The organism is Arthrobacter sp. Leaf337 (genome assembly GCF_001423745.1).
Taxonomy (GTDB): Bacteria; Actinomycetota; Actinomycetes; order Actinomycetales; family Micrococcaceae; genus Arthrobacter.
Genome location: NZ_LMPC01000030.1, coordinates 107,734 through 129,697, shown reverse-complemented (window position 1 = coordinate 129,697; position 21,964 = coordinate 107,734). Strand labels below are relative to the sequence as shown.

Genomic DNA, 21,964 nt, shown 5'->3' with positions numbered 1-21,964 from the left:
TGGGGATTATCCGAAGGACGTCGCCTGTGCCTACTCCGCTCAACCAGTCCGTCGCCGATTCCGCCCTCCTGACCCGTTCCCTGCCGCTGGGCCTGCTCCGGGCTTTTGTGCAGTCGGACGCCGCAGACGACGGCCTCACGCCGCACCTGCTCGCTGAACTGAAGATCCTGGCCCGCACTCCCGGGCTGCTGGTGGCCTGCAACTACGGCGGAACTCTCTGCGATGCGGAGGGTATCTCCACCGAAACGCTGCCGCTGGGCAGTGCCGCGATTGCGCTCCGTGCACTGGCTGCCTTGCCCAACACCCACGCGGCCGTCATTTCCGGCCGGTCGCTGCGTGACCTGGCAGCAGTGTCGAGGCTCCCGGCAGAGGTGCATCTGGTGGGCTCCCACGGCGCCGAATTCGACATGGGCTTCGCGCACGGTCTCTCGCTGGCCACCGAATCGGTCCTGCAGCAGGCCAGCCAGGCCCTCCTTGAAACGATCGGCGCCTATAAAGGGATCAGCATCGAGCGCAAGCCCGTGGCGGTCTCCGTGCACACCCGGCCGGCGTCGCCCGCGATCCTCGCCAAGGTGCTGGCGAAAGCGGAGGAGGTGGCCCGCGCCCACGGCCTGTTCTACATCGTGGACGGATCCGTGCTGGACCTCTCCGTGGTGGAACCGTCCAAGGCTGACGCACTGGAACACCTGCGTGCCCGCCTGGGCGTGAGCGCCGCCCTCTATGCCGGCGACGCCTCCAGCGACGAACTGGCCATGGCCACCCTCCGCGGCCCCGACATGGGAATTAAGGTAGGGGAGGGCCCTTCCGCGGCCGCCCACCGCCTCCGGGACCCCGAATCCTTCGCCCGGGTTCTGGCCATCCTGTTCGAACTGCGGCGTGCCTGGCTCTTTGGCGAGGATGCCGTTGGCCTGGAACGCCACTCCATGATCGGCAACGGCTCGTCCACGGCGCTGATCACCCCTGAAGCCAAAGTCTGCTGGATGAGCCACCCGCTGCCGGACTCCGGATCCCTGTTCGCCCATATCCTGGGCGGCGACGCTGCGGGCCACTTCTCGGTGGAACCGGTCAAGGCATCCCAGGTCCTGGGCCAGCGCTATGTGGACAGCACCATGATCGTGGAGACCCGCTGGGCTGACGTCACCGTGACCGACTACCTCGAGCCGGCCCCGGACGGGATCACGAGCCTGGTCCGCGTGCTGTCCGGCAGCGGCGCGGCCAAGATCGTCTTCGCGCCCCGGCCCGACTACGCCAACGCCCCGTTCAGCATGGAGGCGCGGGGCGAGGAACTGCACGTGGTGGGCACCTCTGATCCCATCATCCTGCTGGCACCCGGCGTCAGTTTTTCCATCACTTCGGACGGCCGCCATGCCACCGCCACCGCGGACGTCAACCTGCGGAACGGCCCCGTGGTGCTCAACCTGCGCTGCGGCGACACCGAGCCCACCCACGCCGGGGTGGGCGGCGAAACAGAGCGCCGCGCCGCCGTCGCCCATCACTCCCGTCGGTGGGTCCAGGATCTGGAACTGCCGGGGGTCAAGCCGTCGCTGGTGCGCCGTTCGGCGCTGGTGCTCCGGGCGCTGGTGCATGAACCCACCGGCGCCGTCCTGGCCGCCCCCACCACCTCGCTGCCGGAAGGAATCGGCGGCACCCGGAACTGGGACTACCGCTACTGCTGGCTGCGGGACGGCTCCATGACCGTCAACGCGCTGGTGGACCTCGGCTCCACCAGCGAAGCGTACGGGTTCCTGCGCTGGCTGGGCAGGATCCTGGAGAACGCGCCCGGACCGGAATGGCTGCACCCGCTGTACTCCGTCACAGGAGCGCCGCTGTCCACCGAGGCCATCATCGAAAGCCTGCCCGGCTATGCGGGATCACGTCCCGTGAGGATCGGCAACGCCGCTGACCACCAGGTGCAGCTCGACGTATTCGGGCCCATCGCGGAACTTATTAGCGCGGTGAGTGACCGCGAGGGCTCTTTGGAGGATTCGCACTGGGAGCTTATGGTCCAGATGGCCTCGGCCGTGATGGCCCGCTGGCATGAGGCCGACCACGGGATCTGGGAAGCGCGCCGCGCACCCCGGCACCACGTGTACACCAAGGTGATGTGCTGGGTGACGCTGGACCGGGCGCTGCGCACCGCAGCCCGGCACGGCAGGGCGCCGGAGCCCGAGTGGGCGCCCACCGCCGCCACCATCCGCGAGGAAGTCCTCCGCGAAGGCTGGGACGACGGCGCGGCGTCCTACACCGTGGCCTACGACAGCCCGGACCTGGACGCAGCGGTGCTGCACATCGGCCTGTCCGGCCTGCTGGATGTGAAAGACCAGCGGTTCCTGGACACCGTCACCGCCGTGGAACGGGAGCTTCGGGTGGGACCCACGGTTTTCCGGTACAGGTACGACGACGGCCTCCCGGGTTTGGAGGGCGGCTTCCACATCTGCACCACGTGGCTGATCGAGGCTTACGTGGCGGTGGGCCGGATCGAGGAGGCCTGGGACCTGTTCGACCAGCTGGTGAACCTGTTCGGCCCCACCGGCCTGCTGCCCGAGGAGTACGATCCCGGCACGGAAACCCACCTGGGCAACCACCCGCAGGCGTACTCCCACCTCGGCTTCATCCGCTGTGCCAGGCTCCTGGACCAGCACCAGAAGAACTAGGTCAGGAGCAGGGCCACGCCGATCATGGCCGGGACGGCGACCACCGTGGTGATGAGCACGGTGTCCTTGGCCACGGTGATGCCCGTCCGGTAGCGGCTGGCCGCGACGAAAACGTTCTGGGCGGTGGGCAGCGCCGACGTCACTACAACGGCGAACAGGGCCTGCCCTTCCATGCCGAGCATGCGGGCGAAGGCGTAGGCGATGGCCGGGTGGACCACGAGTTTGAACGCGCTGGCGAGGAGCGTGTCCATGCGGCGGCCGGCTGCTGCCTGCAGGGGCCGGGATCCGTTCAGGCTCATGCCGAAGGCGATCAGCATTGCCGGGATGGCTGCCCCGCCGATCAGGTGGATGGGCTGCATCACCAGCTCCGGTACCTGCCAGCCCGTTCCCGCCACCACCAGGCCCAGCGCGGAACCCACGATCATCGGGTTCTTGAGGATCATGAGTGCAAAGCCGGCGGGGGTGGTCCGGTGGGAACTCGTGGTGGCATCCAGGGCCATCAGGAAGAGCGGCGTGAAGAAGGCCAGCTGGAAGATCAGCAGCGGCGCCACGTAGCTTGCGTCACCGAGGACGTATACGGCGATGGGAATGCCCAGGTTGGCCGAGTTCGCCAGGGACGCGCTCATGGACGACATCAGCGATTCCGGGATCGTCCGTTTCAGCAGGAACCGGACGATCACGAAGAAGATTGCTGCCGTGACCATCGCGCCGACGGCCGTGACCAGCAGGGGAGCTGCAAAGACGTCGTGGAGCTTGGCCTTGCTGAGGGTCTCGAACAGGAGCGCCGGGCTGGCCACAAAAAACGTTAACGCGCTCAGCACCGAACGGGCGTTTTCTCCAAGCACCTTCCGGCGGCCCACGAACATGCCCACGAGGATGATGGACCACACCACGAAGAAGCCGGCGAGAACCCCTAGCACCCGAAGGTCCCTGACGGTGTCCGTGCCGGGACGGACGGGCGGGGGTTGGCGTTCACCTTCCCAGCCTAATCAGATTTATTCAGCCAGAAGCCGCACTGTGGGGAGGATCTCGATATCCGGACGGGCGTGGTCCGGGCATGCATTCAGTTCAGGGCGGAGTTGTTCAGCGCGAACGGCGGCCGCATCAGGCCGCGGGTGTGCCCCTCCGCGGGGTCGTTGCCGATCTGGACAATCTTGTTGTCCTTATCCACGTGGACCACCTTGGGCGTGTACGCCTTGGCTTCTTCGGTGGTCATCTCCGCATACGTAATGAGAATGACGATGTCATTTTCGTGCATCAGGTGCGCAGCCGCGCCGTTGATGCCGATAACGCCGGAACCGCGCTCGCCGGCGATGGTGTACGTCTCCAGCCGGGCACCGTTGGTGACGTCAACGATCGCCACGAGCTCGCCCGGGAGAATGTCCGCTGCCTCCAGCAGGTCCAGGTCAACGGTGACCGACCCCACGTAGTGAAGGTCGGCATGCGTGACAGTGGCCCGGTGGATTTTGGACTTAAACATTGTGCGATTCATAACGTGCCCAGTCTAACGCCCGGCGCACTTCCGCGCTGTGACGTAGGGAACTTCCCGCCGGACCTGCAAGGCGAGGGAGTGACTGGGGTTGCCGAAGGTCACGCGGATTTGGCCTCCGGCGGGACCGGGCCAGCGGGGGCAATCGAGTCGGCTGTGACGGCCAGTACCTCGCGGGCGGCCAGGATGGCGGGCCGCTTGGCGCTGGACCGCCGCACGGACGTGAACACGGTCCGGTGCGGATTCCCGGGCAGCAGCAGCAACTGCGCCGATGTTTCCCGTCCGGTCCAGACAAGGTCGGGCATCAGGCCGACGGCGTTGCCGGATTCGATCAGCCGGATCTGCGCCTGCAGGTCGGCCGTTTCATACCGGACGTCGGGCTCGAAACCGGCGCTGCGGCAGGCCTGCTCGGCCCAGTGCCGGGAGGCCGCGCCACGTGGTTCCATCACCCAGGCGAGATCGGCTGTGTCTTCCAGTGCGCGGATGGGCGGCAGGCCCTTGTCCGGTCCGGGGACGGCGAGCCGGATGGCGTCGCCGGTCAGGCGGACACGGTCCAACTCCGCATAGCGGGGTGCCGCGTGGCCGGGATACTGCTCGGCGATCACCAGGTCGAAGTCGCGGGCCCAGGTTTCATGCAGGGCCGTTTCCGGCTCCCGCTGCACCATCTCAATCCTGACTTCCGGGTAGGTGGCCGCCATCCGGGTGAGGGTGCCCGGCATCAGGGCGAGGGCGGCGGACTGGAAGACGGCGATCCGCACAGTGCCCGAAACGGTGGTGAGGCTTGCCGCCAGATCAGCCTCGGCCTGCTCCAGCGTTTCGAGCAGGTGGGCCGTGTGCGCCACCAGGACTTCGGCTTGCGGGGTCAGCTGGACCCGGCGGCCGGTCTTGCGCAGCAACTGAACGCCGGCCTCCTTCTCCAGCAGGGCCAGTTGCTGGGAGACCGACGACGGACTGTACTGGAGTGCCTCCGCCACCTCGGCGAGCGTTCCCCGGATTTTGAGTTCACGGAGCAGCCTCAACCGCCGGACGTCGAGCATGACTGTTCCTTCGCTAAATCTAATGAATATTAATTAGGAGAATTCACTTTATCTAATGCAATGGGGCTTGCATACTAATCAGACTGAGTTAGTCCCATCACAGGGCGGATTGATGGGTCCATATCTATGCAGGAGTCCCTGATGAGCACAAAAGATTTAGCCCAATCGATCATGCGGCGCAAGCCGATTGACGACATTGAGGAAGAAAACAAACACAGCGGGTTGATGAAAAGCCTGGGTCTTTGGCAACTGACGGCCATCGGCGTTGGCGGCATTATCGGCGTCGGCATCTTTTCCCTGGCGGGCCTCGTGGCCCACGGCAGCGAAACCGAACCCGGGGTAGGCCCGGCGGTGCTGTTTTCCTTCCTGATTGCGGGCCTTGCTTCTGCGGCCGCCGCGTTGTCCTACGCGGAATTTGCCGGCATGATTCCGCGTGCGGGCTCGGCCTACACCTACGGCTATGTGGCCCTCGGCGAAGTAATCGGCTGGTTCATCGGCTGGGACCTGCTCCTTGAATACATTGCAATTGTGGCCGTTGTGGCCATTGGTATTTCCGGATACTTTGACGCTTTCCTCTCCGGCATCGGCGTCCACATGCCCGTCTGGATGACGTCCACCCCGGATGAGGGCAAGGGCGGCATCGTCAACATTCCGGCCATCGTCGTCTGCCTCATCGTGACCTGGATCCTGTCCCGCGGCACAAGGGCGTTCGGCCGGTTCGAGCTGGTGGCGGTGGCCATCAAGGTTGTCCTGATCCTGTTCATCATCGGCCTGGGCATCTTCTACATCGACACCACCAACTACAACCCGTTTATGCCCAGCGGCTTCGGCCCGGTACTGGCGGGCTCGGCCACGGTGTTCTTCGCCGTGTTCGGCTACGACGCCATGAGTACCGCGGCCGAGGAGGCCACCGACGGCAAGAAGCACATGCCGAAGGCGATCATCCTCTCGCTCATCATCGCCATGCTGCTCTACGTGGCCGCCACCCTGGTTCTTACCGGCATGCAGAACTTCAAGGACATCGACCCGAAGGCCGGCTTCGCCTCGGCATTCACCGGCGTCGGCCTGCCTGTCATTGCCACCATCATCTCCGTGTTCGCGGTGTTGTCGATCCTCACCGTGATGCTGACCTTCCTCCTGGGCGTCACCCGCGTCTGGTTCTCCATGAGCCGCGACGGCCTGCTCCCGGGCTGGTTCTCCAAGACGGACCGGCACGGCACCCCGCAGCGCGTGACCTGGATCGCCGGCGTCGCTTCCGCCCTGCTGGCCGGAGTCTTCCCGATCAAGGCCGTCGCCGACCTGACGAATATCGGCATCCTCGCCGCGTTCGTGGTGGTCTGTTTCTCGGTCATTGTTTTCCGCTACAAGAAGCCGGATGCTCCGCGCGCCTTCCGGCTGCCCTTCATGCCGCTGGTTCCCGCGTTTGGCGTGCTGGCCTCGGCGTTCCTGATGTTCCAGTTGCACTGGGAGACCTGGGCACGCTTCGGCGTCTGGCTCGTCATCGGCCTGGCGATCTACTTCGGCTACGGCCGCAAGCACTCGCTGATGAATCCTGACAGCCCGAGGCACGAAGAGGCCGTCGAAATGCACCGCCCGCTGGCGTAGCCACCCGACGCTCTCTCACTTCCTGGCACAAACAACCGGACGCTCTCTCAGATCCGGTGACATTTTGACGGACCCTCTCTCACCCCGGTGGGAGGGGGTCCGTCGTTTCCGTGTGGACGTGCGAGAGGGTTGGCCGGAAAGGCCCGGGAAGTGCGAGAGGGTTGGCCGGAAAGGCCCGGGAAGTGAGAGAGGGTCCGGGGACGGTTTCCGAACGTTCGGGCGGGATTTTAAACCGTTGGTTTTTCTAACCTGTATTGCTCAGGAAACGTCGCTTTATCTTAAGTGAGTGGAGACTCATACTGATGGAAAGACTCCTCACCAACGGAAAGAACGAGTGTTTGCCATGACCAACATTTCGACGGAGCCCGGCGTCCTCGTCGGCAAGACGGCCACCGGAGCAGCCCCTGCACGCGGTTCGCACGTACCCGAAGCGCAGGCCCTTGCCGGGGAAGCGATCGCGCTGGTGCGCCACTGGTTGACGGAGGCCGCCAAGGTCCCCGTGGATGCTTCCGCTGAACAGCTCGCCGGCGTCCTGAAGGACCCCAACGGGCTCGACTTCACCGTCGGCTTCGTGGACGGCGTGGTCCGCCCCGAAGACCTTCACGTGGCCGCCCGCAACCTGGCAGCCCTGGCCCCCAAGGTCCCGGCCTTCCTGCCCTGGTACATGCGCAGCGCCGTCCAGCTCGGCGGCACCATGGCTCCGGTCATGCCGCAGGTGGTCATCCCGATCGCCCGCCGCGTGCTCCGCGAAATGGTGGGCCACCTGATCGTGGACGCCACGGACGCCAAGCTGGGCCCGGCCATCGCCAAGATCCGCAAGGACGGCATCAAGCTCAACGTCAACCTCCTCGGCGAAGCCGTTCTGGGCGAGCATGAGGCCTCCCGCCGGCTCGAGGGCACCCACACCCTGCTGGCCCGCCCGGACGTCGACTACGTCTCCATCAAGGTCTCCTCCACCGTCGCCCCGCACTCCGCCTGGGCCTTCGACGAGGCCGTCGAGCACGTCGTCGAAAAGCTCACGCCGCTCTTCACCCGCGCCGCCTCGTTCGCCGCCGGAGGGCAGAAGGCCAAGTTCATCAACCTGGACATGGAGGAATACAAGGACCTGGACATGACCATCGCGGTCTTCACCAGGATCCTGGACCAGCCGGAGTTCAAGAACCTCGAGGCCGGCATCGTGCTCCAGGCCTACCTGCCGGACGCCCTCGCGGCCATGATCCGCCTGCAGGACTGGGCTGCTGAACGCCGCGCCAACGGCGGCGCCGCCATCAAGGTCCGCGTGGTCAAGGGCGCCAACCTGCCCATGGAACAGGTCGAATCCTCGCTGCACGACTGGCCGCTCGCCACCTGGAACACCAAGCAGGACTCGGACACCAACTACAAGCGCGTCATCAACTACTCGCTGCACCCGGACCGGATCAAGAACATCCGGATCGGCGTCGCCGGCCACAACCTCTTCGACATCGCCTTCGCCTGGCTCCTGGCCAAGCAGCGCGGCATCGCGGATACCGCACAGCAGAGCATCGAGTTCGAGATGCTGCTCGGCATGGCGCAGGGCCAGGCGGAAGCGGTCAAGAAGGACGTCGGTTCCCTCCTGCTCTACACCCCCGTGGTGCACCCGGCCGAGTTTGACGTCGCCATCGCGTACCTGATCCGCCGCCTCGAAGAAGGTGCCAGCCAGGACAACTTCATGTCCGCCGTCTTCGAACTCAGCGAAAACGAAGCGCTCTTCGAGCGTGAGAAGCAGCGCTTCCTCGCCTCGCTGGCAGAGCTCGACGACGAAGTCCCCGGCCCCAACCGCCGGCAGAACCGCAGCCTCCCGGCCGATCCGATGCCGCGCGAATCCTTCGAGAACACCCCGGACACGGACCCCTCCCTGCCAGCCAACCGTGACTGGGGCCGCGCCATCCTGGAACGCGTTCCCTACTCCACCCTGGGCAACGCCTCCGTGGAAGCCGCCACCATCACGGACGCTGAAACGCTCAACGCGGTGATCGCCACCGCCGTCGAAAAGGGCAAGGCCTGGGGCGCCCTCAGCGGCGCCCAGCGCGCCGAAGTGCTGCACCGCGCCGGCGACATCCTGGAGGCCCGCCGCGCGGACCTGCTCGAGGTCATGGCCAGCGAAACAGGCAAGACCATCGACCAGGGTGATCCCGAAGTCAGCGAAGCCGTTGACTTCGCCCACTACTACGCCGAGTCAGCCCGCAAGCTCGACGACGTCGACGGCGCCACCTTTGTGCCCGCGAAGCTCACCGTGGTGACCCCGCCGTGGAACTTCCCGGTGGCCATCCCGGCCGGATCCACCCTCGCGGCACTCGCCGCCGGCTCCGCCGTCGTGATCAAGCCTGCCAAGCAGGCCCGCCGCAGCGGTGCCGTGATGATCGAAGCGCTCTGGGAGGCCGGTGTGCCCCGCGACGTCCTCACCATGGTCCAGCTGGGCGAGCGTGAGCTCGGCCAGCAGCTGATCTCGCACCCGGCCGTGGACCGCGTGATCCTGACCGGCGGCTACGAAACCGCCGAGCTGTTCCGTTCATTCCGCAAGGATCTGCCGCTCCTGGCCGAAACCAGCGGCAAGAACGCCATCATCGTCACGCCCAGCGCGGACCTTGACCTCGCCGCCAAAGATGTTGCGTACTCAGCATTCGGGCACGCCGGGCAGAAGTGCTCCGCCGCCTCGCTGGTGATCCTGGTGGGCTCCGTGGCCACCTCGAAGCGGTTCCACAACCAGCTGATCGACGCTGTCACATCCCTCAAGGTGGGCTACCCCGAGGACCCCACCAGCCAGATGGGCCCGATCATCGAACCCGCCAACGGCAAGCTCCTGAACGCGCTCACCACCCTGGGCGAAGGCGAAAACTGGGCCGTCGAACCGCGCAAGCTCGACGACACCGGCCGGCTCTGGAGCCCGGGCGTTCGTTACGGCGTGCGCCGCGGATCCTACTTCCACCTCACCGAGTTCTTCGGCCCGGTGCTCGGCGTCATGACGGCGGAAACCCTGGAAGACGCCATCGCCATCCAGAACCAGGTGGAGTACGGCCTCACCGCCGGGCTGCACTCGCTGAGTACCGAGGAAGTGGGGCTCTGGCTGGACACCATCCAGGCCGGCAACCTCTACGTGAACCGCGGCATCACCGGCGCGATCGTGCAGCGCCAGCCGTTCGGCGGCTGGAAGAAGTCCGCCGTCGGCGCGGGCACCAAAGCAGGCGGACCCAACTACCTCGCCGGACTCGGCGACTGGGTCAGCAAGGCCAGCACAGCCGGCGGCTCTGAAAAGAACCCCAAGGCGGCCGTGACCAACCCCGGCGTTCGCCGCCTGGCTGGTGCCGCGAAGGGCACACTGGACGCTCCCGTCTTCGAATCCCTGGAGCGGGCACTTGCCTCCGATGCCCTCGTTTGGGCCGACGAGTTCGGCACGGCCAAGGATGTTTCCGGGCTGAGCGCGGAGCGGAACATCTTCCGCTACCGTTCCCTGCCGGTCACGGTGCGCCTCTCCGAGGGCGAACCGGTCGCAGACCTCGTCAGGACAGTAGCCGCCGGCGTACTGGCCGGTTCGGCACTGACGGTGTCCACCGCCGTCGAACTTCCCGCCCCGCTGCAGGCAGCGCTCGCCGCGCTGCGCATCAGCACCACGGTGGAGGACGACGCCGCCTGGCTGGCCTCCGCTGCGAGGCTCGCTGACGCCAGGAAGCTTTCTGGCGGACGGATCCGGCTCCTCGGCGGCGACGCGGCTGCGCTGGCCGAAGCCACCGGCGGACGCCCGGACCTGGCCGTCTACTCCCACCCGGTCACCGAGGCCGGCCGCGTGGAGCTGCTGCCGTTCCTGCACGAGCAGGCCGTCAGCATCACCGCGCACCGATTCGGGACGCCCAACCACCTCTCGGACAGCCTGATCTAGCGGGCTCCGGGTAGCCCCCCGCCCTGGGGGCTATCCGGACGAGCTCCAGGCAAAAGTAATCGCCGCCGCCTGGCACCTTCGGGTGCCTGGCGGCGGCGGTTTTTACCTGGCGCGATTTCTGGTTTGCCTGACGGAACGTTCGGGATCCTGGCTAGCCCAAATACCAGCCGGGCGGCACCCAAGAGGCAGGGACCGAGTGTGCCGAAAAATCTTCACATCCGGTGCAGAAGTAGGTGACTTCTCCCGGCTTCCGGAGAGTGCCGTCGTGCCGGAACTGTGCCGGGACAAACGTCTCCAGGTAGATGAACTCATCCGTTCCGCACCGCTCGCAGTAGGGACTGCCTACGAACTCAGTGTCCACCAGGGTGGCGGCGGCATGCGGTTCGCGCTGAGTGACCAGCTCAGCGTGTGCGCTTGCTTCATGATGCACCGGCGTGTTGCGGTGCGTTCCGACGGTCATCGGGCGTAGCGTGTTGAGGGAGTGAGCTGGATTTGAGACTTTAAGATGCGGGTGGTTCGTGGTTGGCGTCATCGCGTGCCTATCCCGAACGTTGTCCGTCAGGCGCCCCCAAGGCAGCGGCGGCGGACACGGTTCGTCATCGAATCGTTGTCATCGGCTTCTGCTTAACCTTTAACAGAATTCAAGCATAATTTACGCACGTAATATCTTCAATCACTTACGTGTAATAACTACCCGTGCGGGGACGAATACGTACTCGTTTAACCAATTACCGGGCATTACCCTTTACCGGTCACTTGCGCTGCTGGCTCAAACCCCTAGGCGGAGCGCTTGATGGTGCGCCCCACAATCGCCTGCGTGAGCGCCTCGATCACTTCGGAGTTGGCCAGCGGGTTGCGGATGAGGGTGAAATCCACATCGCCCACAGGCGGCAGGTCGAAGCGGCGGGTGATGATCTTCAGGTCCTCCGGAACCAGCGAGGACGGCATCACGGCGACGCCGATTCCCGCCCGGACGGCGGCCAGGACTCCGCTGATCTGCCGTGTGGTGCAGGTGATGCGCCACGTCCGCCCCCGGGACTCGAGGGCGTCGATGGCAAGCTTCCTGCTGAGGCTGGGCGAAGGGTAGGCGATCAGCGGAACCGGATCGCCGGGTTCCAGCGCTGTCTGCTCCAGTCCCACCCACGCGAACGCGTCGTGCTGGACCACCGTGCCGTCCTTGGCCCCGGCGACCCACTTTACGAACACCAGGTCCAGCTGGCCCGCATTCAGTTTCTTGTACAGCTGGTCGCTCTGGCCCACTGTGAGTTCCAGGTTGATCTGCGGGTAGATCTGGCGGAACTCCCGGAGGATGCGGGGAAGTCCGGTGATCGCGAGATCGTCCGCGGTCCCGAAGCGCAGCCGGCCGCGCATGGCGGACCCCGAAAAGTAGCGTGAAGCTGCATCGTGCGCCGCGAGGATGGTCCGCGCGAAGCCGGCCATCGCATCGCCGTTGTCAGTCAGCCGCACGTCCCGGGTATCCCGCGCAATCAGGACCCGCTTCGCCGCTGTTTCCAGTTTGCGCACATGCTGGCTGACTGTGGGCTGGGCCAGGCCCAGGCGCTCCGCCGCCTTGGTGAAGCTGAGCGTTTCGGCCACCGCCAGAAAAGAACGGAGCTGGGCGGGTTCGAACACGGCACTCCCGGTTGCTGGTCTGCTCGGACTATTGCGGTTCGCAATGTTAGTTATAGGAACAATACGCTTCCATAATCACTTGGGGCCACCATAGCGTGGAGGTATCCCGCTCACCCGCACCTTTTGAGGATTCCCTGTGGCACCCCCTCCGCCGTCCACGGCAACCGTCAGCCAGCCCGTTATCGATTCCGCCGCCTCCGCCGATTCCCCGCCCGCGCAGCCGCACACCGCCACCCAGCCGATCGCCGTCGTGAGTGAACGGCTGCCCTGGCGCCACACCTTCATTTCCCTCCGCGTACCCAACTTCCGCATTTTCGCGATCGGACACTTCGTCGCGGTGATCGCCCTCTGGATGCAGCGGATCGCGCAGGACTGGCTCGTACTGCAGCTGTCCGGGTCCGTCACCGCCGTCGGCATCACCGTGGCGCTGCAATTCATGCCGTCGCTGGTACTGGGCCCGTGGGGCGGGATGATGGCGGACAGGTTCGCGAAACGGAAGATCCTCATCCTCTGCCAGTCCGTCGCCGCGGTGCTGGCTGCGGCGCTGGCCGTCCTGGCCCTGAGCCAGCGCATCGAAGTGTGGCACGTCTACGCCATCGCGCTGCTGCTGGGGCTGGTTACGGTCCTGGACCAGCCTGCCCGGCAGGTGTTTGTCAACGAGCTCGTGGGTCCCACGTACCTGCGCAATGCCATCAGCGTGAACTCCACAACGTTCCAGCTGGGCGGCCTGATCGGACCCGCCCTGGCCGGTCTCCTGCTCACGGCGGTCGGCGCCGGGTGGGCCTTCGCCGCGAACGCCGTGGCCTGCTGTTCCACCGTGGCCATGCTGCTGCTTTTGCGCAAGGACCAGCTGTTCATCAACGCACCCGCACCAAAGCGCAAGGGAATGCTCCGGGAGGGGCTGAAGTACGCGCTGAGCAAGCCCACCATCTACTGGCCCTGGCTGATGGCCGGTTTTGTCGCGGTTTTCGCCATGAGCCTGCCGGTGCTGCTGGCCGCTTTCGCGGACCACGTGTACGACGTCGGCGCCGGAGGCTACGGCCTGCTGAACGCGCTGGTGGCGCTCGGTGCGCTCGCCGGGGCAATCGCCTCCACCCGCCGCCGGCAGCTGCGGCTGCGGTCGGTGGTCCTGGGCGCCGGAATGTACGGGCTGATGCTCTGCCTGGCGGCCCTGGCGCCGTCCATGGTGTGGTTCGGCGCCGCTATGGTGCTGTCCGGCTTCTGGTGCCTGATGTTCCTGACCGCCTCGAACCAACTGGTCCAGATCAGCTCGAATATGGGGATCCGCGGACGCGTCATGAGCCTGTACATCATGGTGCTGATCGGCGGCCAGGCCATCGGCGGTCCCATGATCGGCTGGATTGCCGAGCACGTGGATCCGCACACCGCCATCCTGGTCTCCGGCGGTGTGCCGGCCCTGGCGGCGGTGACCGTCGCCGTCGTGCTTGCCCGGCGCGGTGAGCTGACCCTCAAGGTTGACCTCAAGGACCGGCGGCGCCTGCTCCGGATCGTGCGGCGTACGGCGGAGCGGCCGGCACAGCGGCCGGCCGCTCCGGCGGCTACGCGCCCAGAGGGGCGTGCGGGTACTCCGCCTGGCGCTGCTGGAACTGCAGCACGTCCTTGTTGAGGACCTCTCCGCCGCGGATTTCAATCGCACGGGCGATCGTCTCATTTCCGGCCCAGGCCTCGGGGCCGGAAATGACGGTCTCCAGGAAGGGGAGCAGCGCTTCGCTGATCTCCCAGCTGGAGGAGTTCCACAGATACGACGGGCTGTGGTCCACCGCGTAGTAGTCAATGTGGTCGCCCACGGTGAGCATGGGCTCGGCGAAGGTGGTGGTCTTCGCCCAGCTGAAGCCCATTCCCTCGTCGCAGGACACGTCCACGATCAGGCTGCCGGGACGGAACGCACCGAGGTCCTCTTCGCGCAGGTACGTCAGCGGAGCATTGGGATCCTGCAGGGTGCAGTTGACCACAATGTCACTCTCGGCCAGGAACGGTGCCAGCGGCACCCTGCCGCGTTCGGTGATGACCTGGCTGAGGAACGGCGCCTTGTCGTCATGGTCGAACTGCGCAATCCGCACCGAATGGATGGGAGAGCCGACGGCGGCCACACCACGGTTGGTCAGCACCTGGACGTCATGGATGCCGTGGGCGTTCAGCGCCGTGACGGCGCCGCGGGCCGTGGCACCGAAACCGATGACGACGGCGGTGAGCCGCCGGCCGTAGTCGCCCGTTGAGCCGGTGAGGGCAAGGGCATGAATGACCGAGCAGTAGCCGGCCAGTTCGTTGTTCTTGTGGAAGACGTGAAGGCCGAAGCCGCCATCACTGGCCCAGTGGTTCATGGCCTCGAAGGCGATCAGGGTGAGCTTCTTGTCGATGGCCAGCTGGGTGACGGCGCGGTCCTGGACACAGTGCGGCCAGCCCCAGAGGATCTGGCCGTCGCGGAGTTCGGCGAGGTCCTCAGGCTGCGGCTTAGGCAGCAGGATCACGTCAGCGTCGGCAATGATCTCGCCGCGGGTGGCAATCCGCCCCACGAGCGAGGCGAGGTGGAGGTCCGAGACGCCGAACCGTTCTCCGTAGCCCTGTTCGAGGATGATCTGCTGCCGCAGTTCCGGTGCGATGCGGTCCAGGTGAAGGGGGTGGAGCGGGAGCCGGCGTTCGTCGGGCTTCCGTGTGCTGGCCAGGACTCCGAGGGTGAGGTGGTTCATGGAACCGGTCACTTCTTTTTGGGGCTCGCTGCCTTGGCGTTGGCTGGCTTGTCGAGGGAGCTGGGCGGCGCTGACGCGGCCCTCTTGTCAGCTCGCTTTTCCTTGATGGATTTGCCGGATTTAGCGGATGCTGCTTGACGCGGGGACTTGTCAGCCATGATTGCTCCTGTAGCGGAACCGAAGGGGTTCCTGACTTCTGACCATACAGGTAGCCGCCTAATGCCCCGGCGGAGGAGGGCCGGCGGAGTGGGCTGTGGAAGGAGTGGAGCGGCTGACGGGAATCGAACCCGCGTATCAAGCTTGGGAAGCTAGCGCTCTACCATTGAGCTACAGCCGCATGGGGGACCAGCCAGATGTCTCGGCCAGGTCCCGGTTGCGTCAACCGGATTTACTTTACCCCAGCCGTGGGCCGTCCCCGAACAGGGACACGTCCGGCGCGGGCGGCACCCTTTCGATAACGCTTCGGTCCTTTCGATAACTCTTCGGTTAAGGCACGGCCGCAGCTGCTCCGGGCGCACTCCAGGCTGAATATCCTGTTGGTGTTAGCTGCAGTATCAGGGGAACGGGCTACGCAAGAAAGCTGTCCGACAATCAAGGGATCCCCGTGGCATTTGCAGAGTACGAGGTCGTCGTGGAACGCGATGCCATGACCGTGTACCGGTTCCTGCAGGACGGGCTCAACCTTCCCTCCTGGCGTGAAGGGGTCCGGAAGGTTGAACTGCGGTCGGGTGCTGTGGGCGCCAAGGGCGCCGTGTACCAGCAGACCCTGACAGGACCTGCGGGCCGCCCCATTGCCGCCGATTTCCAGATCACCCAGCTCCGTCCGGGCGCCGAGATCCAGTTCCAGGTGGTTGCCGGTCCGGCCCGCCCGCGCGGCGGCTATTACTTGAGCACCGAGGGAACACGCACCCGGGTCCGGTTTGCACTGGAAGTCCGGCCCAAGGGCCTGGCCGGACTGATGGACTTCATGATTCAACGGACCATGAAGGCAGAGGTCGCCCAGCTGGAGCGGCTCAAGGAAGTCCTGGAAGCCCGGCCGGCGGAGCCCTAACTGAAATGTACGCCGAGGGGCTATTGCGGGGTGCCTACTGCGCGGTGCCTACTGCGCGAGGCGCTGACCCGCCCAGGCGCCCGAGATGGACGACGGCGATGCCAGGGTTCCGGTGCTGAGGTCCCAGTACTGCACCACGTCGCCGGCCCGGCGAAGGGCCAATCCCGTCGAGTTCAGCCCCGTGACATCCCGCAGCGGCCGGATGGCTGTGACGTCCGACCATCCGCTGGCCACGATTGCCCGGGTTTCGGCGCGCGGTGCCGGCGCGCCGGAGCCGCGGTAGAGGCGGACGTTTCCGTCCGTCTGGCGGGCCAGCAGGTCCTGGAAACCGTCGGCGTCGTAATCCGCCATGGCGAGCCGGGTGGCTGACACACCGGACGCCATCAGCGTCCGCTCCACCAGATCCGCCTTCCCGCGGTTGGGGTACAGCCAGAGGTTCCCGGAGCCGTCCAGTGCCACCAGTTGCGGGAGCCGGTTGTTGGCGCACCAGCCCCCCACGGCCAGGGTCATTCCGGCCCATCCCGACTGGCCCAGGGTCACGGCGGGGAGGAATCCGCCCGCAGCGGCCCCGGACTGCAGGGTGACCCGTCCGTCGGTCCATTGCACCAGGAGGTCGAAGACGCCGTCCCGCTCCCAGTCCGTGACAAAGAGCTCCTTGGCGCCGCCATATCCGGTGCCGATGACCTGCTGTGCGCCGAATTGCCGGTTCCCGAGTGACGGGCGGTTCAGGAGGTCGCCGGACGAGTTCACGGACACCAAATCACCGGGACCCTTGATGGCGGCTGCGGTCAGGTCCGCCGTCGGCGGCATGTGCCGCACCAGCGGATCGCACACGCTGGCGGGCTGTGCGGGCATTTCACTGCTGCCGCCCGGGCTGCTGGTGGTTCCCGCGGGGAGTGTGCCGTATCCGAAAAAGTCCACCACTCCCCACATGGTGTAACGGTTCGGCGTGGTCTGCCAGTTGCCGTCCGTGAACGTGATGCCGATGCCCATCACAGTGAACCGCGGGTCCTTCAGGATCGCGTTGTGTGCGGGTGAGCCCTTCCACCATTCCACCAGTTGCGCGGCATCGCGGTCCCAGCGGACCGCGATGACCTCCCCGGCGCCGTTGGTGGGGCTGAGCGCCCGCGGATCGGTCCAGAAGCTTGAACGGTGCTCGATCACTTCCCGTGAGGCGATGCTGTCGGACCACTCCTGCGCCATCGCGGCCACGGTGGCGTGGTACTTCACGGCGGGCAGGCCGAACGATGCCCGATAGCTGTTGATGGCGTTGAACACAGCGTTAATCTGCGCCGAGGCGTCGTCCCTGACGAGTGCCTCGGTGGTGAGGGATTCGGTGCGGAGGACCCCGGTGCCTGCCGCGGGTGCGGACGTGGGGGCCGGTGGAGCCTGGGCGAGGGCAGCCAGGTCCGACTCCGTGGCGGACAGCGGCGGAATGGACGCCGGCTCGGGCGGGGAATCTTCGGCTGCCGGGTAGGCCGGCTGAGCTTCGGTGGACAGCGTCCCGGCGGCGTCCGCAGTTCCTCCGGTGCCGGCCAACGCCGCAGCGGCTCCGTTTTGGTCCCCTGCTTTTTGGTTCCCTTGAGTGATGTTGGGGTCCACGGCGGGGGCGAGCCGCCGGCCCGGTGCGCTACCTGCGGCGCCCGTGCCGCCGTCGTACGCGAACGACGGCGGGCCGAGGGCGACGCTCGGTGTCTGTTGACCCGCCGTTTGACGGCCGGCCACGGAGGAGGAGAGGCGTTCCGGGCTTGAGGAAGATCCCCCCAGCTGGCCGGCGGCAGGCGGGATGAGAGCCAGAGCGCAGATCATGGCCGCCAGTGTCCGTGCCGAAATTTTCCTCAAGCCAACCCCAGATCCTTTGGTGCCGCCCGTTCAGGGGGAGGTGCACCGTCACAGCCGCAACATCAACCTCATTCTGTATCGACGATGACATTTCGTAACAGCAGCAACAGTAACGCTGCAAAACGGGGGCGGCAATGGATGCGGTATTTTTGAGTGTGCTGATCTCTGACCGCGATATTCGTGCCGAAATTGATTCCCAACGGATTGTCCTGGACCCGTATGACCCGGTGATGGTCCAGCCGTCCTCCGTGGACGTCCGGATTGACCGGTTTTTCCGGTTGTTCGACAACCACAAGTACGCGCACATCGACCCCGCCGAGGACCAGCCTGAGCTGACGCGGCTGGTGGAAGTAGACGCGGGAGAGCCGTTCATCCTCCATCCGGGTGAGTTCGTGCTCGGCTCCACCTATGAGACCGTCACGCTGCCGGACGATATTGCGGCACGCCTTGAGGGAAAGTCTTCGCTGGGCCGGCTGGGGCTGCTGACGCACTCCACGGCAGGGTTCATCGATCCCGGGTTCTCCGGGCATGTCACGCTGGAGCTTTCCAACATGGCAACGCTGCCCATCAAGCTGTGGCCAGGCATGAAAATCGGCCAGTTGTGCTTCTTCAGGCTGAGCTCGGCCGCGGAATTCCCCTACGGCTCCGGTGAGTATGGCAACCGCTACCAGGGCCAGCGCGGCCCCACCGCCAGCCGCAGCTACCTGAACTTCCACCGCACCGAGATCTGAGAGAGCGTCGCCGGGAAGGCGGCAGGATCTGAGAGAGCGTCAGATGGGGCGGGCGGCCGGCCGCGGTTTTGCCGGGCGGCGCAGCATCTTAACCACGGGCTCCACGTAGCGTGCCGCCAGCGGTCCCATGATGGCCATGATGAGCACGTAGGCCGTGGCCAGTGCGGCGAGGTCGTGCGGCACTACGCCGGACGCTACCGCCAGGCCGGCGATGACGATGGAGAACTCGCCGCGGGCAATCAGTGCGGCCCCTGCGCGGAAACGGCCCGGCAGGGCAATTCCAGCCCGCTTGGCGGCCCAGACTCCCGTGATCATCTTGGTGCCGGCCGTGAGGACCGCCAGGATCAGAGCCCAGCCCAGAACCGGCGGGATGGACGTGGGGTCGGTATTGAGGCCAAAGACCACGAAGAAGATGGCGGCGAACAAGTCCCGCAGCGGCTCCAGGATCCGGGTTGCGCTGTGCGCCGTGGCCCCGGAGATGGCGATGCCCAGCATGAACGCCCCCACTGCGGCCGAGACCTGCATGGCAGCGGCGAGGCCGGCAACCAGGAGCGCGGCGCCGAGGAGGTTCAGCAGGAACACCTCGGAATTCTCGCTGTGCACTGCCTTGGACACATGGTGTCCGTGCCGGAGGGCCACCACCAGCACCACCGTGACCACGGCCAGTGAAATCCCCACGGTCTGGAGTCCCACCAGGAAGCTGACTCCGGCGAGGGTGGCCGTGAGGATGGGTAGGTACACGGCCATTGCCAGGTCCTCGAAGACCAGGATGGAGAGCACCACCGGGGTTTCGCGGTTACCGATCCGGCCGAGGTCCGTGATCACCTTCGCTGCGATGCCGGAGGAGGAGATGTACGTGACGCCGCCCATCACCATGGCTCCCACCAAACCCCACCCGAGCAGGACGGCCAGGGCTGCCCCGGGAATGAAGTTCAGCACGAGGTCCAGGACGCCGGCCTGCCACGACCGGCGCAGCCCCGTAACCAGCTCCGCCGCCGTATATTCCAATCCGAGCATAAGCAGCAGGAGGATGACGCCGATCTCGCTCGAAAGATGTGCGAATTCGTGCATGCCTTCGAGTTTGACCAGGCCGCCGGCCCCGAAAAACAGCCCGCCCACCAGGTACAGGGGAATGGGGGACATCCCGATCCGCCCGGCCAGCCTGGCCAGCAGGCCAAGGCAGAACACGACGGCCCCCAGTTCGATGAGGGTTAGCGCGAGCGGGTCCATGCCGCTCAGCCGTTGCGCAGGATATCGGCCGCCGTATCTAGGCCTTCTTGCGTTCCCACAGCCACGAGCAGGTCACCCGGGTGAAGGACGACGTCGGGTCCGGGGGAGGGGACCACCTCGCCTTCCCGCATGATGGCGACTATGGAGACGCCGCTGCGGGTGCGGATGCAGGCCTTGCCCATGGGCTGGTTATGGAACGGCGAGTCTCCGGCAATGGAGAACTGGCGTGTGACGATCCCGGGGATTTCGCGGTGCTCTTCGGAGAGTTGCATCGCCAGCCGCTGCCCGCCCAGCAGGTTGCCGAGGGCCGCGGCTTCGTCGGCGGTCAGGGGAATGGACGCCTGGCATGTGTCCGGATCGTCCCAGGTGGAAACGATCAGTTCGGTTTGCCCTTCGCGGTACTCCACCACGCCGATCCGGCGTCCCGAAGCGGTCATGAAATCCTTGCGCCTGCCAAGGCCAGGGAGGTCTGTCTCATCCACGTTCATGGCACCAGCCTAGTCCGCGCAGAGGGCGTTGGAGGGCCGAAACGGCGAATTCCCCGCTGCCTGCTCAGGCCGCGGGAACCACCGCGATTTCCACCTTCCCCGGCGGCTTGACCGGCAGCAGCACCAGCAGCCCCGCCAGCAGCACCACCATGATGCCGAGGATGCCCCAGCGCTGGGCTTCCCCCGGCGCCACGAGCGGCGAGGCCACGGCGATGCACAGGGTGAAGAGCGTCGGCGCCAGGAAGCTGACTGCCCGGCCGGTGGTGGCGTAGAGGCCGAAGAGCTCCCCGGATTCGCCATGCGGCGCCAGCCGGGCAAGGTAGGCGCGCGAGGAGGACTGGGCCGGACCCACGAAGAGGCAGAGGAAGAGCCCGAACACCCAGAAGGTGGTGGTGCCTGCCCAGGCCTGCCCGAAGAAGACATAGCTGCCGTAGCCCAGGACCAGGATGACGGTGCCTGCAATCAGCAGTCCGACGAGCGAACCGATGATGACGGCTTTCGGCCCGATGCGGTCGTCCAGGAAGCCGCCGATCATGGCTCCCACCGCGGCCACGATGTTGCCGAAGATCGCGAAGAAAATGACTTCCTTCAGTTCGAAGCCGAAAGTTCCCGCCGCGATGATCCCGCCGAACGTGAAGACGGCGGCCAGCCCGTCCCGGAAGATGGCGCTGGCGAGGAGGAAGAAGATGGTGTGCGGACTGGTGCGGTAGATCGCCTTGATGCGGCGAACCAGCAGCCCGTAGGAGGCCAGGAACCCCAGCTTCGCGGCCTGCTGCTGCCGGGGCAGCTCCGGCACCGCGAACAGCACGGGCAGCGCAAAGATGAAGAACCAGAGGGCTGAGAACACGGCAACGAGGCGGATGTTGAGGCTGTCCTCGGTGGAGGCCCCGAACCACGCGAAGCTGGGCTGGACGAACAGCTGCAGCACGATCAGCAGCGCGACGATGCCGCCCAGGTAGCCCATGCCCCAGCCGAAGCCGCTGACCTTGCCGATGTTCCTGGGGGTGGAAATCTGCGCCAGCATGGCGTTGTAGTTCACCCCGGCAAATTCGAAGAAGACGTTGCCGAGGGCGATGAGCGTGACGCCCAGCAGGAGGAATTCCGGCCGCGGAAAGACAAAGAAGCACAATCCGGTCAGGACCGTGACGGCGGCCGTGTTGAGTCCCAGCCACATCTTCCGGCGGCCGCCGGTGTCCGAACGCTGGCCGGTTACGGGCGCCAGGACGGCGATGGCTGCGCCCGCGATCGCCAGGGCACCGCCCAGCACGGCCGAGGCCTGGTCCTCGCCGCCGAACGCTTTGGACGTCAGGTACACCGTGAACACGAAGGTGGTCATCACGGCGTTGAAGGCGGCAGAACCCCAGTCCCAGGCGGCCCAGGCGAGGACCTTGCCCTTGCTGGTGGCCAGTGTTCCGGACTCCAGCTCGGACGGGGGGTGCGTAGCCGCTGAGGCGGTGACGGGGTTCATAGGCTGAATGCTATCCGCCCCTAGCTAAACGGCGAGTGAAGGGGCGGTGGAAATTCCCCGGCGTCACGGGGAATCCGCTGCCCGGCGGTCGGGTCGCTGGCAAAAGTGTTTGCATCCGCTTGATAAACTGTCTG

General features: G+C 66.1%; 17 protein-coding genes and 1 tRNA gene. 6 read left to right on the top strand and 12 right to left on the bottom strand.

Annotation, left to right across the window (positions count from 1 at the left end; translation table 11 throughout):
* Positions 1-26 precede the first annotated feature (26 nt).
* Positions 27-2,654 (top strand): trehalase-like domain-containing protein, encoded by a 2,628-nt coding sequence (locus ASF98_RS22385; RefSeq protein ID WP_055807063.1) that lies wholly within the window; start codon positions 27-29, stop codon positions 2,652-2,654.
* Here ASF98_RS22385 and ASF98_RS22380 read toward each other — a convergent pair.
* The 3 genes from ASF98_RS22380 to ASF98_RS22370 form a co-directional block, all read right to left on the bottom strand.
* Complete coding sequence (locus ASF98_RS22380; protein ID WP_055807060.1) at positions 2,651-3,574, bottom strand: AEC family transporter; 924 nt, start codon at positions 3,572-3,574, stop codon at positions 2,651-2,653. The two genes, ASF98_RS22385 and ASF98_RS22380, sit on opposite strands and share 4 nt — an antisense overlap.
* Positions 3,575-3,717: 143 nt before the next feature.
* Entirely contained in the window at positions 3,718-4,146 is a 429-nt protein-coding gene (panD, locus tag ASF98_RS22375) for an aspartate 1-decarboxylase (protein ID WP_011693710.1), read from the bottom strand.
* Between the two features lie 98 nt (positions 4,147-4,244).
* Positions 4,245-5,180 carry a LysR family transcriptional regulator gene (locus ASF98_RS22370; protein WP_055807058.1) on the bottom strand — a complete coding sequence of 312 codons (936 nt, stop codon included), beginning with the start codon at positions 5,178-5,180 and terminating at the stop codon, positions 4,245-4,247.
* Between the two features lie 141 nt (positions 5,181-5,321).
* On the opposite strand from ASF98_RS22370, the gene ASF98_RS22365 reads away from it, so the two are divergent.
* A complete protein-coding gene (locus ASF98_RS22365) occupies positions 5,322-6,785 on the top strand; it encodes an amino acid permease (RefSeq protein ID WP_055807055.1) in 1,464 nt (487 codons plus the stop codon).
* Positions 6,786-7,128: 343 nt separating this feature from the next.
* Entirely contained in the window at positions 7,129-10,680 is a 3,552-nt protein-coding gene (locus ASF98_RS22360) for a bifunctional proline dehydrogenase/L-glutamate gamma-semialdehyde dehydrogenase (RefSeq protein WP_055807178.1), read from the top strand.
* 151 nt (positions 10,681-10,831) lie between these two features.
* Here ASF98_RS22360 and ASF98_RS22355 read toward each other — a convergent pair whose 3' ends face one another.
* Positions 10,832-11,140 carry a hypothetical protein gene (locus tag ASF98_RS22355; RefSeq protein WP_235506131.1) on the bottom strand — a complete coding sequence of 103 codons (309 nt, stop codon included), beginning with the start codon at positions 11,138-11,140 and terminating at the stop codon, positions 10,832-10,834.
* Positions 11,141-11,457: 317 nt separating this feature from the next.
* A complete protein-coding gene (locus ASF98_RS22350; protein ID WP_055807049.1) occupies positions 11,458-12,312 on the bottom strand; it encodes a LysR substrate-binding domain-containing protein in 855 nt (284 codons plus the stop codon).
* Positions 12,313-12,448: 136 nt separating this feature from the next.
* On the opposite strand from ASF98_RS22350, the gene ASF98_RS22345 reads away from it, so the two are divergent.
* On the top strand, positions 12,449-13,939 hold the full coding sequence (locus ASF98_RS22345) for an MFS transporter (RefSeq protein WP_055807046.1): 1,491 nt from the start codon (positions 12,449-12,451) through the stop codon (positions 13,937-13,939).
* Here ASF98_RS22345 and ASF98_RS22340 read toward each other — a convergent pair.
* The 3 genes from ASF98_RS22340 to ASF98_RS22335 form a co-directional block, all read right to left on the bottom strand.
* Positions 13,872-15,020, bottom strand: coding sequence for a N(5)-(carboxyethyl)ornithine synthase (locus ASF98_RS22340; RefSeq protein WP_055807175.1), 1,149 nt, complete (start codon positions 15,018-15,020; stop codon positions 13,872-13,874). The two genes, ASF98_RS22345 and ASF98_RS22340, sit on opposite strands and share 68 nt — an antisense overlap.
* Before the next feature lie 8 nt (positions 15,021-15,028).
* A complete protein-coding gene (locus tag ASF98_RS24590) occupies positions 15,029-15,178 on the bottom strand; it encodes a hypothetical protein (RefSeq protein ID WP_197024936.1) in 150 nt (49 codons plus the stop codon).
* 105 nt (positions 15,179-15,283) lie between these two features.
* Positions 15,284-15,357 (bottom strand) — tRNA-Gly (locus tag ASF98_RS22335).
* Between the two features lie 267 nt (positions 15,358-15,624).
* Here ASF98_RS22335 and ASF98_RS22330 point away from each other — a divergent pair.
* Positions 15,625-16,071 carry an SRPBCC family protein gene (locus ASF98_RS22330; RefSeq protein WP_055807045.1) on the top strand — a complete coding sequence of 149 codons (447 nt, stop codon included), beginning with the start codon at positions 15,625-15,627 and terminating at the stop codon, positions 16,069-16,071.
* 48 nt (positions 16,072-16,119) lie between these two features.
* Here the strand turns inward: ASF98_RS22330 and ASF98_RS22325 are convergent, their stop codons facing one another.
* Complete coding sequence (locus ASF98_RS22325; protein ID WP_235506130.1) at positions 16,120-17,913, bottom strand: CAP domain-containing protein; 1,794 nt, start codon at positions 17,911-17,913, stop codon at positions 16,120-16,122.
* Positions 17,914-18,068: 155 nt separating this feature from the next.
* Between ASF98_RS22325 and dcd the strand changes: the two genes are divergently transcribed.
* Positions 18,069-18,644, top strand: coding sequence for a dCTP deaminase (dcd, locus tag ASF98_RS22320; protein ID WP_028270970.1), 576 nt, complete (start codon positions 18,069-18,071; stop codon positions 18,642-18,644).
* 39 nt (positions 18,645-18,683) lie between these two features.
* Here dcd and ASF98_RS22315 read toward each other — a convergent pair whose 3' ends face one another.
* The 3 genes from ASF98_RS22315 to ASF98_RS22305 form a co-directional block, all read right to left on the bottom strand.
* On the bottom strand, positions 18,684-19,874 hold the full coding sequence (locus ASF98_RS22315; protein WP_055807042.1) for a cation:proton antiporter: 1,191 nt from the start codon (positions 19,872-19,874) through the stop codon (positions 18,684-18,686).
* A 5-nt stretch (positions 19,875-19,879) separates the two neighbouring features.
* Positions 19,880-20,362: a cation:proton antiporter regulatory subunit gene (locus ASF98_RS22310; RefSeq protein WP_028270968.1), complete on the bottom strand. Its 483-nt coding sequence runs from the start codon at positions 20,360-20,362 to the stop codon at positions 19,880-19,882.
* Between the two features lie 64 nt (positions 20,363-20,426).
* Complete coding sequence (locus ASF98_RS22305; RefSeq protein WP_055807040.1) at positions 20,427-21,830, bottom strand: MFS transporter; 1,404 nt, start codon at positions 21,828-21,830, stop codon at positions 20,427-20,429.
* Positions 21,831-21,964 lie beyond the last annotated feature (134 nt).

Coding starts and splice junctions, on each gene's coding strand:
- ASF98_RS22370 (WP_055807058.1), bottom strand. CDS start 5,180: ATGCTCGACGTCCGGCGGTTGAGGCTGCTCCGTGAACTCAAAATCCGG.
- ASF98_RS22365 (WP_055807055.1), top strand. CDS start 5,322: ATGAGCACAAAAGATTTAGCCCAATCGATCATGCGGCGCAAGCCGATT.
- ASF98_RS22360 (WP_055807178.1), top strand. CDS start 7,129: ATGACCAACATTTCGACGGAGCCCGGCGTCCTCGTCGGCAAGACGGCC.
- ASF98_RS22340 (WP_055807175.1), bottom strand. CDS start 15,020: ATGAACCACCTCACCCTCGGAGTCCTGGCCAGCACACGGAAGCCCGAC.
- ASF98_RS24590 (WP_197024936.1), bottom strand. CDS start 15,178: ATGGCTGACAAGTCCCCGCGTCAAGCAGCATCCGCTAAATCCGGCAAA.
- ASF98_RS22315 (WP_055807042.1), bottom strand. CDS start 19,874: ATGGACCCGCTCGCGCTAACCCTCATCGAACTGGGGGCCGTCGTGTTC.
- ASF98_RS22305 (WP_055807040.1), bottom strand. CDS start 21,830: ATGAACCCCGTCACCGCCTCAGCGGCTACGCACCCCCCGTCCGAGCTG.
- ASF98_RS22355 (WP_235506131.1), bottom strand. CDS start 11,140: ATGACCGTCGGAACGCACCGCAACACGCCGGTGCATCATGAAGCAAGC.
- ASF98_RS22310 (WP_028270968.1), bottom strand. CDS start 20,362: ATGAACGTGGATGAGACAGACCTCCCTGGCCTTGGCAGGCGCAAGGAT.
- panD (WP_011693710.1), bottom strand. CDS start 4,146: ATGAATCGCACAATGTTTAAGTCCAAAATCCACCGGGCCACTGTCACG.